Genomic DNA, 8,141 nt, shown 5'->3' on the forward strand with positions numbered 1-8,141 from the left:
GCGACCACTGCGGCCGTCGTGCCCACCGCGGCCTCGCGGCGGCCCAGCCGGCGGGAGCGGGCCAGCGAGCGCTCGTACAGGTCGGCGGGCGCGACGACGTCGGCCAGCTCGCGCAGCTCGTCGCGCAACGGATCGGGCCCGGTCATCGGCCGGCCTCGTGCACGTCGGCCAGGACCCGCAGATCGGGCACCAGCGTGCGGAGCTTGTCCAGCGCGCGGCCGCACTGGGTCTTGACCGTGCTGACCGAGACGCCGAGCATCTGCGCCGCCTCGACCTCGGTGTGGTCCTCGAAGTAGCGCAGCACGATCACCGCGCGCTGTTTCGGGCTCAACGAGAGCAGCGCCCGTTGCAGGGTGACCCGGCGGACGGCGGCCTCGGCGGGGTCGTCGGTGCTGCCGCCGTGGCGTTCCAGGTCGTCGCCGGGCAGGGACTCGGCGACCTTCGGCCGCCGCCAGAGGGAGACCTGGGCGTGATACATGACCTTGCGGGCGTACGCCTCGGCGTTGCTCGGCTTCTCCAGCCGGGACCAGGCACGGTGGGTGCGGGCCAGCGCCTCCTGCACGAGGTCCTCGGCGAGGTGCTGGTCGCCGGTCAACAGGAAGGCCGAGCGCAGCAGGGCATGGGACCGCTCACGAACGAAATCCGCATAGGCACAGTCGCGAGCGTCGTCCATCCCCAGCTGTCCGATCGGCGTCCGGAAGGAGTCGTGAGCGTACAGCGGGCGGTCAATCGCCGCGTCAGTGCTCACTTCTCGTCTCCGAACCCGGTTTCTCCGCGCTGTGCCTCGATGGCCGCGCCAGCCGATGCCCCCCGTTACCACCAGCACCGGCTCACGCGCGTACGTGAGGAAGACGCGCGGATGTGGATCTACGGGTGACAGTACGTTCGGCTAATTTCGTCCTGGTCCGAACGGTCAGCGAGTTCCGGTGGTATCGCCTTCTCAGCAAGCATTCAGCCGGACTTGTTAGCTTCTGCCCGACCTGTCAGTCGGTGATAAGGGGTGTTCGTGGGCTTCAAGAAGATGCTGGGTGCCTTCGGTGTGGGCGGGCCGAGTGTCGACACCGTGCTGGCCGAGCCGTCCGGGCGTCCCGGCGGCACGCTCACCGGAACGGTCAACCTGGTCGGTGGCAGCCATGACGTCGAGATCGAACACATCACCCTCGGACTGGTCACCCGGGTCGAGGTCGAGGGCGGCCAGGGCGAGTACGGCGCCACCGGCGAGTTCCACCGCCTCGGGGTGAGCGGGCCGCTGCGCCTGGCCGAGAAGCAGGAACTGTCGCTGCCGTTCCAGCTCGTGCTGCCGTGGGAGACGCCGATCACCGCCGTCTACGGCCAGCACCTGCGCGGGATGACGATGGGCGTACGCACCGAGGTGGCCATCGCCCGGGCCGTCGACAAGGGCGACCTGGACCCGATCGCCGTGCACCCGCTGCCGCTGCAGGAACGCATTCTGGACGCGTTCGCCCGGCTCGGCTTCCAGTTCAAGCACGCCGACCTGGAGTACGGCCGGATCGCCGGCGTGCAGCAGAGCCTGCCGTTCTACCAGGAGATCGAGTATTACCCGCCGGCCCAGTACGCGCACGGCATCAACGAGGTCGAGCTCACCTTCGTGACCAACCCGCACACCGTCGAGGTGGTGCTGGAGTTCGACAAGCGCGGCGGCATGTTCAGCGGCGGGCACGACGCGTACGGCCGCTACACCGTCCCGCACTCCGACGCGGACACCGCCGACTGGGTGCAGGTCGTCGACGGCTGGGTCCGCGAGGCCGTCACTCAGCACCAGAGCTACGGCGTTCCCGCGTACGGCGGCGGCCACGGTCACGGCGGTCACGGACGCGGTCACGGCTCCGGGATGGGCGGCATGGTGGCCGGCGTCGCGGGTGGCATGGCCGCGGGCTACCTGGCCGGCGAGGTCATCGAAGAGGTCTTCGAGGACGACGGCGGCGGCGAGGAGTAGTCCTACCGGCGACCCTCGCGGGCGCGGGCCTCGGTGGCCGCGACCGCGTCCGTGAGGGTCCGTGCGGTGTCGATCAGCGGCACGTGGCTGAACGCCTGCGGAAAGTTGCCGACCAGCCGGCCGGCCTCGGTGTCGTACTCCTCGGAGAGCAGCCCGACGTCGTTGCGCAGGGCCAGCAACCGCTCGAAGACCTCGCGTGCCTCGTCGTGCCGGCCCATCAGCGCGTAGTTGTCGGCGAGCCAGAACGTGCAGGCCAGGAACGCGCCCTCGCCCGGCGGCAGACCGTCCACATCGGTGTCCGGGTGCTGGGTGTACCGCTGCACGAAACCGTCCTTGAGCAGGTGCTCCTCGATCGCCGCGACCGTGCCGGTGACCCGCTCGTCGTCCGGCGGCAGGAAACCGACCAGCGGCACCATGAGCAGGGCGGCGTCCAACTCCTCGGAGCCGTAGAACTGGGTGAACGTGCGGCGCTCGTGGTCGTAGCCCTGCTCCAGGATGTCAGCGCGGATGGCGTCGCGCAGCTCGGTCCACTCTTGCACCGGGCCGTCCAGGTCGAACTCCTCGACCGCCTTCACCGCGCGGTCGGCGGCCACCCAGGCCATCAGCTTGGAGTGCACGAACTGCTTGGGGCCGCCGCGCACCTCCCAGATGCCCTCGTCCGGCTCGGTCCAGTGCTGCCGTACGAAATCCATCAGCTTGACCTGGAGTCCCCAGGCCGGGTCGTCGGCCTTGAGCCCGGCCCGCCGGCCCTGGTGCAGCGCGTCCATGACCTCGCCGTACACGTCGAGCTGGAACTGCTCGGCGGCCGCGTTGCCGATCCGCACCGGGTTGCCGTCGTAGCCGGTCAGCCAGTCCGCGCGGTACTCGTCGAGGCGGCGCTCGCCGGCCACGCCGTACATGATCTGGAGCTCGGCCGGATCGCCCGCGATCGCCCGCAGCAGCCATTTGCGCCAGGCCTTGGCCTCGCTCTGGAAGCCGGAGTAGAGCAGCGACTGCAGGGTGATGGTCGCGTCGCGCAGCCAGCAGAAGCGGTAGTCCCAGTTGCGGACGCCGCCGAGCTTCTCGGGCAGCGAGGTGGTCGCGGCAGCGACGATGCCGCCGGTCGGCGCGTAGGTCAGTGCCTTGAGGGTGAGCAGGGAGCGGACCACCGCGTCGCGCCACTCGCCCTCGTAGGTGCAGGCGGAGACCCAGCCGCGCCAGTAACCCTCGGTGGCGCCGAGCTCCTCGACCGGGTCGACCGGGTCGGGCGGCGACAGGTGCGAGGGCCGCCAGGTCAGCACGAACGGGGTACGGTCACCGGCCGCCACGGTGAAGTCGGCGCGGGTGGCCAGGTTCTCACCGTGGGTCTCGACCGGCGTCCGCAGCCAGACCGCGTCCGGCCCGGCCACCGCGACCAGGTCACCCTGCTCCCGGTAGACCCAGGGCACCACGTGCCCGTAGTCGAAGCGCAGCCGCAACTGCATGGTCATCGGCACCCGCCCGCGGACCCCCTCGACGATGCGGATGACGTCCGGCGCCTCGCCGCGCGGCGGCATGAAGTCGACGAGCCGGACCACCCCCTCGTCGGTCTCGAACTCGGTCTCCAGCACCAGCGTCTCGCTGCGGTAGCGGCGCCGCACCGAGCGGATCTCGCCGGCCGGGGCGATCGTCCAGTGCCCGTTCTCCTCGCTGCCCAGCAGCGCGGCGAAGATGGCCCCGGAGTCGAACCGGGGCACGCACAGCCAGTCGATCGAGCCGTTGCGGCCGACCAGCGCGGCGGTCTGGGTGTCGGCGATGATCGCGTAGTCCTCGATCGGCAGGGCCATCTCCTGCCCATACCCGAAGTGACGGCGTCTCTACCCAGCGGGACGGTCGGTTGGTCGGGCGATCACGCGGTCGGCGGTGAGCAGGTGGATGACCTGGTCGACGTAGCGGTGCCGGTCCGCCTCGGCGGTGGGCAGCGACCCGATGACGGCCTCGGTGTGATCACGCTCCCACCGCAGCACGGCCGCCTCGATCAACGCGTCCCGGTTGGCGAAGTGCCAGTAGAAGCTGCCTTTGGTGGCGCCGAGCCGGGCCGCGAGGGGCTCGACCGCGACCGCCGCGAGGCCACCGCCGGCCATCGCCTCCAGGGCCGCCGAGGTCCAGTCGTCGGCCGTCAGCCGGGGTTGGACCGGATCGGCGCTGCCGACGACCCGCTCTGGCCCGTACCGGCCTGGGTCCCGGCGCGGTTCGACCGGCCGCTCGCCGTCGGCGCCGACGGTGGGCACGGTCCCATTCGCTACCGTGTCACCGGCTATGAGCCGGGCCGGCGGGTCGAGCTCACCTTCCACCCGCGGACCGGCCTGATCGGCGCCCACACCCTGGAGGTGGAGGAGCGCGGCCCGCACGCCTGCGTGCTGCGGCACCGACTGAGCGCCCGGCCGGTCGGCCGCATGCGCCTGCTCTGGCCGGCTCTGGTCCGGGTCTGCCACGACACCGTCATCGAGCACCTGCTCGACAACGCGGAACGCGCTGTGACCGGCACGGTCGTCCACCCGGTGCGCTACCCGTGGCGGGCCCGGCTCGCCGTCGGCATGGAGAGCACCCGGGTCCGCGGCGTGCCGGTTCCGGCCGCCGCGACCCTGCTGCACGGCTCGGTCGACCGTCCCGATCTGGCCGACGCCTTCGCGCTGCGGGTGCCACCCGGTACCAGCACCGACCCGCAGGACTGGGCGGACGCGGTCTTCCGCAACCCGCCCCGGATCGTGGTCGCGCTGCTGCACCTGCGCAACCGGCTGGTCGCTCCGCTCGGCATCGAGCAGGGCGACGCCTCGGCCTTCGACACCATCACCAGCAACGAGCGCGAGGTCCTGCTCGGCACCGACGCCGGCCACCTGAACTTCCGGGCGGGAGTCCTGGTCGAGCCGGACAACGACGGCACGACGATCACCGTGGCCACCCTGGCCGCGACCCGTTCCCGCGCCGGCCGGGCCTACCTCGCCGTCGTACGGCTGGTGCACCCGCTGGTGGTCAGGGCGATGCTGCGCCACGCCGGCCGCACCACCGTCGCCCCGTGGCGGTCGGCAGCTGTCGCCTAGCGTGGACCCGGTACCGGTCCCCACGGAAGGACTCGTCATGGCTCGACCCAGGATCGTCATCGTGGGAGCCGGCTTCGCCGGTTTCCAGGCCGCCCGCACGCTGTCCAAGCTCTCCCGCGGCGCCGCTGAGATCGTCATCGTCAATCCCACCGACTACTTCCTCTACCTGCCGCTGCTGCCCGAGGTGGCCGCCGGGATCCTGGAGCCGCGGCGGGTCTCCGTCTCGCTGGCCGCCACCCTGCCCGGGGTCAAGGTCGTCCTCGGCGAGGTGGACGGCTTCGACTTCGACGCCCGCACGGTCTCCTACACCGACCCCGAGGGCGGCAAGGGCAGTCTCGGCTACCACCGGCTGGTCATCGCCGCCGGCAGCGTGAACAAGCTGCTCCCGGTGCCGGGCGTCACCGAATACGCGCACGGTTTCCGCGGCATCCCGGAGGCGCTGTACCTGCGTGACCACATCACCCGGCAGATCGAGATGGCCGACACCACCACCGACGAGGACGAGCGGGCCGCCCGGTCCACCTTCGTCGTGGTCGGCGCCGGTTACACCGGTACGGAGGTGGCGGCCCAGGGTGTGCTGTTCACCGAGGCGCTGACCAGGCACCGCGACAACCTCAGGGGCCGGCCGCGCTGGCTGTTGATCGACACGGCCGAGCGGGTGCTGCCCAGCCTCGACACCCGCCTGGCCACCGCCGCCGACCGGGTGCTGCGCGAGCGTGGCGTCGAGGTGCTGCTCAAGAGCTCGGTCCAGCAGGCGACCGAGCACGGCGTACGGCTCAGCGACGGCTCGTTCGTCCCGACCCGCTCGCTGATCTGGTGTGTCGGCGTACGCCCGGACCCGCTGGTCGCCGACATCGGCCTGCCGACCGCGCACGGCCGGTTGGTGGTCGACGAGTTCCTCAACGTGCCGGGGCATCCGGAGGTCTACGCCTGCGGGGACGCCGCGGCGGTGCCCGACCTGACCCGGCCGGGGGAGATCACCGGGATGACCGCCCAGCACGCCACCCGGCAGGGCACCATGGTCGCGAAGAACATCGCCGCCTCGTACGGGCGGGGCCGGCGGCGCGCGTACAAGCACCACGACCTCGGCTTCGTGGTGGACCTCGGCGGGCTGGACTCGGCGGCCAACCCGCTCGGCGTGCCGCTGTCCGGTTTCCCGGCCAAGGTCGTCACCCGGGGCTACCACCTGCTGTCGATGCCGGGGAACAGGGTGCGGGTGGCCGCGGACTGGCTGCTGGACGCGGTTCTGCCCAAGCAGGGTGTCCAGCTCGGACTCGTGGCGGCCGGGGCGGTGCCGCTGGACAGCGCGTTCCCGCAGGCGATGCCGGACACCGGGGTCACCGCGGAGCCGACACCCTCCTGAGCAGGGTGCGAGCCGCGTCTCATTTCCCAGCTCAGCGGCCGGTTACGGGAGTGGATCTCAGTAGTCTTCGGTGCGCGGGCCGGTCCGGGACGGTGTCCTGGCCGGCTCCGCGTATCCGAAAGGAACGACTGATGTCCGCTGCCGCAGAAGCGTCAGAAGTGCGGCCGGAGCACGCTCCCCAGCTGCACCCCCGGCGCTGGGCCGCCCTCGGCGTGATCGCCATCTCCCAGCTCATGGTTGTGCTCGACGCCACCATCGTGAACATCGCCCTGCCCAGCGCCCGGCTCGACCTGGGCATCACCGTGGCCGACCAGCAGTGGGTCATCACGGCGTACACGCTGGCCTTCGGCGGGCTGTTGCTGCTCGGTGGCCGGATCGCCGACTACTGGGGGCGCAAGCGCACGTTCATGGTCGGTGCCGTCGGCTTCGCGGTCGCGTCCGCGATCGGCGGCCTCGCCACCACGGGACCGCTGCTGTTCGGCGCCCGGGCCCTGCAGGGCGCTTTCGGTGCGCTGCTCGCCCCGGCCTCGCTGGCGCTGCTCACCGTGCTGTTCACCGAGGCCCGGGAGCGGGCCAAGGCCTTCGCGGTCTACGGCGCCATCGCCGGCGGTGGCTCGGCGGTCGGCCTGCTGCTCGGCGGCGTGCTGACCGAGTACGCGAGCTGGCGCTGGTGCCTGCTCGTCAACATCCCGATCGCCCTGCTGGCCCTGTTCCTGGCGATCCCGCTGGTGCCGGAGAGCAGGTCCGACGGTGACACCTCGTACGACGTGCCCGGCGCGATCGTCGTCACGCTGGGCCTGACCTCGCTGGTCTACGGCTTCACCCAGGCGGCCAAGCCGGACAAGGGCTGGGACTCGGGCACCACGTGGGCCTTCCTCGGCGCCGGCCTGCTGCTGCTGGTGATCTTCGTGCTGATCGAGCGGTCCAGCCGGAACCCGCTGCTCCCGCTGCGCATCGTGCTCGACCGCAACCGCGGTGGCGCGTACCTGACCTCGATGCTGGTCGGCGCGGGCCTGTTCGGCGCGTTCCTGTTCCTGACACTGTTCCTGCAGAACGTGCTCGGCTACACCCCGCTGGAGGCGGGCTTCGCCTCGCTGCCGACCACGGTCGGCGTGCTGATCTCGGCCACCGTGGCGTCGAACCTGCTGCCCCGGATCGGCCCGAAGATCCTGATGCTGATCGGCCCGGTGCTCGCCGCGGCCGGCATGATCTCGCTGCGCTTCATCGACCTGGACACGTCCTTCTGGGCCCACCTGATGCCGGCGCAGCTGCTGCTCGGCCTGGGCCTGGGCTTCACGTTCGTGCCGCTGTCCAGCCTGGCCCTGGTCGGCGTGCCCGATCACGACGCCGGTGCGGCCAGCGCGGCGCTGAACGCCACCCAGCAGGTCGGCGGCTCGCTCGGCACCGCCCTGCTGAACACGATCGCCACCAGCGCCATCACGGCGTACATCGCGAGTCACCTCACCGCCGGCCAGCCGCCCTCGCAGCGGGTGCAGCTGGAGGCGCAGGTGGACGGTTACGCCGACGCGTTCACCTGGGCGGCCGGGCTGATCCTGCTCGCCGGCATCATCACCGCGGTGTTCATCAAGGTCGGCAAGGAAGACCTGCCGACCGGCGAGGCAGCGGTCCACGTCGGCTGAAGACCGTCCGGCCGGATGCGGCCCAGGACCCGCCCCGGCCGCTCGCCGCCGGGGGGGGGCGCGGGTTGGGGGGGGTAATAGTGGGAAAAGGGACCCTGAGGGGGCGCCCGGCGGTGGGGGGT

At 71.6% G+C, this 8,141-nt stretch carries 7 protein-coding genes and 1 pseudogene; 4 read left to right on the plus strand and 4 right to left on the minus strand.

All coding sequences use genetic code 11. The features are described from left to right. Nucleotides 1-142: 142 nt before the first annotated feature. The gene (locus tag AB0C29_RS22795) at nt 143-673 is read right to left on the minus strand and encodes a SigE family RNA polymerase sigma factor (RefSeq protein ID WP_360823356.1); all 531 of its coding nucleotides are present in this window, start codon (nt 671-673) and stop codon (nt 143-145) included. A gap of 333 nt (nt 674-1,006) precedes the next feature. Here AB0C29_RS22795 and AB0C29_RS22800 point away from each other — a divergent pair, with 333 nt between their 5' ends. Beyond that, on the plus strand, nt 1,007-1,957 hold the full coding sequence (locus tag AB0C29_RS22800; protein WP_360823341.1) for a sporulation protein: 951 nt from the start codon (nt 1,007-1,009) through the stop codon (nt 1,955-1,957). A gap of 2 nt (nt 1,958-1,959) precedes the next feature. Here AB0C29_RS22800 and AB0C29_RS22805 read toward each other — a convergent pair whose 3' ends face one another. The 3 genes and pseudogenes from AB0C29_RS22805 to AB0C29_RS22815 form a co-directional block, all read right to left on the minus strand. Continuing rightward, the gene (locus AB0C29_RS22805; RefSeq protein WP_360823359.1) at nt 1,960-3,264 is read right to left on the minus strand and encodes a glycoside hydrolase family 15 protein; all 1,305 of its coding nucleotides are present in this window, start codon (nt 3,262-3,264) and stop codon (nt 1,960-1,962) included. After that, nucleotides 3,241-3,777: pseudogene (locus AB0C29_RS22810) on the minus strand (trehalase-like domain-containing protein); the annotation flags it as partial. The gene AB0C29_RS22805 and the pseudogene AB0C29_RS22810, both read right to left, overlap by 24 nt. A gap of 15 nt (nt 3,778-3,792) precedes the next feature. Next, nucleotides 3,793-4,206: a helix-turn-helix domain-containing protein gene (locus AB0C29_RS22815; protein ID WP_360823344.1), complete on the minus strand. Its 414-nt coding sequence runs from the start codon at nt 4,204-4,206 to the stop codon at nt 3,793-3,795. Here AB0C29_RS22815 and AB0C29_RS22820 point away from each other — a divergent pair. The 3 genes from AB0C29_RS22820 (at nt 4,105) to AB0C29_RS22830 (ending at nt 8,019) form a co-directional block, all read left to right on the plus strand. Beyond that, entirely contained in the window at nt 4,105-5,016 is a 912-nt protein-coding gene (locus AB0C29_RS22820) for a DUF2867 domain-containing protein (protein WP_360823347.1), read from the plus strand. The two genes, AB0C29_RS22815 and AB0C29_RS22820, sit on opposite strands and share 102 nt — an antisense overlap. A 37-nt stretch (nt 5,017-5,053) precedes the next feature. Beyond that, on the plus strand, nt 5,054-6,379 hold the full coding sequence (locus tag AB0C29_RS22825; RefSeq protein ID WP_360823350.1) for an NAD(P)/FAD-dependent oxidoreductase: 1,326 nt from the start codon (nt 5,054-5,056) through the stop codon (nt 6,377-6,379). Between the two features lie 131 nt (nt 6,380-6,510). After that, nucleotides 6,511-8,019 (plus strand): MFS transporter, encoded by a 1,509-nt coding sequence (locus AB0C29_RS22830; protein WP_360823353.1) that lies wholly within the window; start codon nt 6,511-6,513, stop codon nt 8,017-8,019. The last annotated feature ends 122 nt before the right edge of the window (nt 8,020-8,141 follow it).

Origin of the sequence: Actinoplanes sp. NPDC048791 (assembly GCF_040650095.1) — a bacterium.
Taxonomy (GTDB): domain Bacteria; phylum Actinomycetota; class Actinomycetes; order Mycobacteriales; family Micromonosporaceae; genus Actinoplanes.

Coding starts and splice junctions, on each gene's coding strand:
- AB0C29_RS22825 (WP_360823350.1), top strand. CDS start 5,054: ATGGCTCGACCCAGGATCGTCATCGTGGGAGCCGGCTTCGCCGGTTTC.
- AB0C29_RS22795 (WP_360823356.1), bottom strand. CDS start 673: ATGGACGACGCTCGCGACTGTGCCTATGCGGATTTCGTTCGTGAGCGG.
- AB0C29_RS22830 (WP_360823353.1), top strand. CDS start 6,511: ATGTCCGCTGCCGCAGAAGCGTCAGAAGTGCGGCCGGAGCACGCTCCC.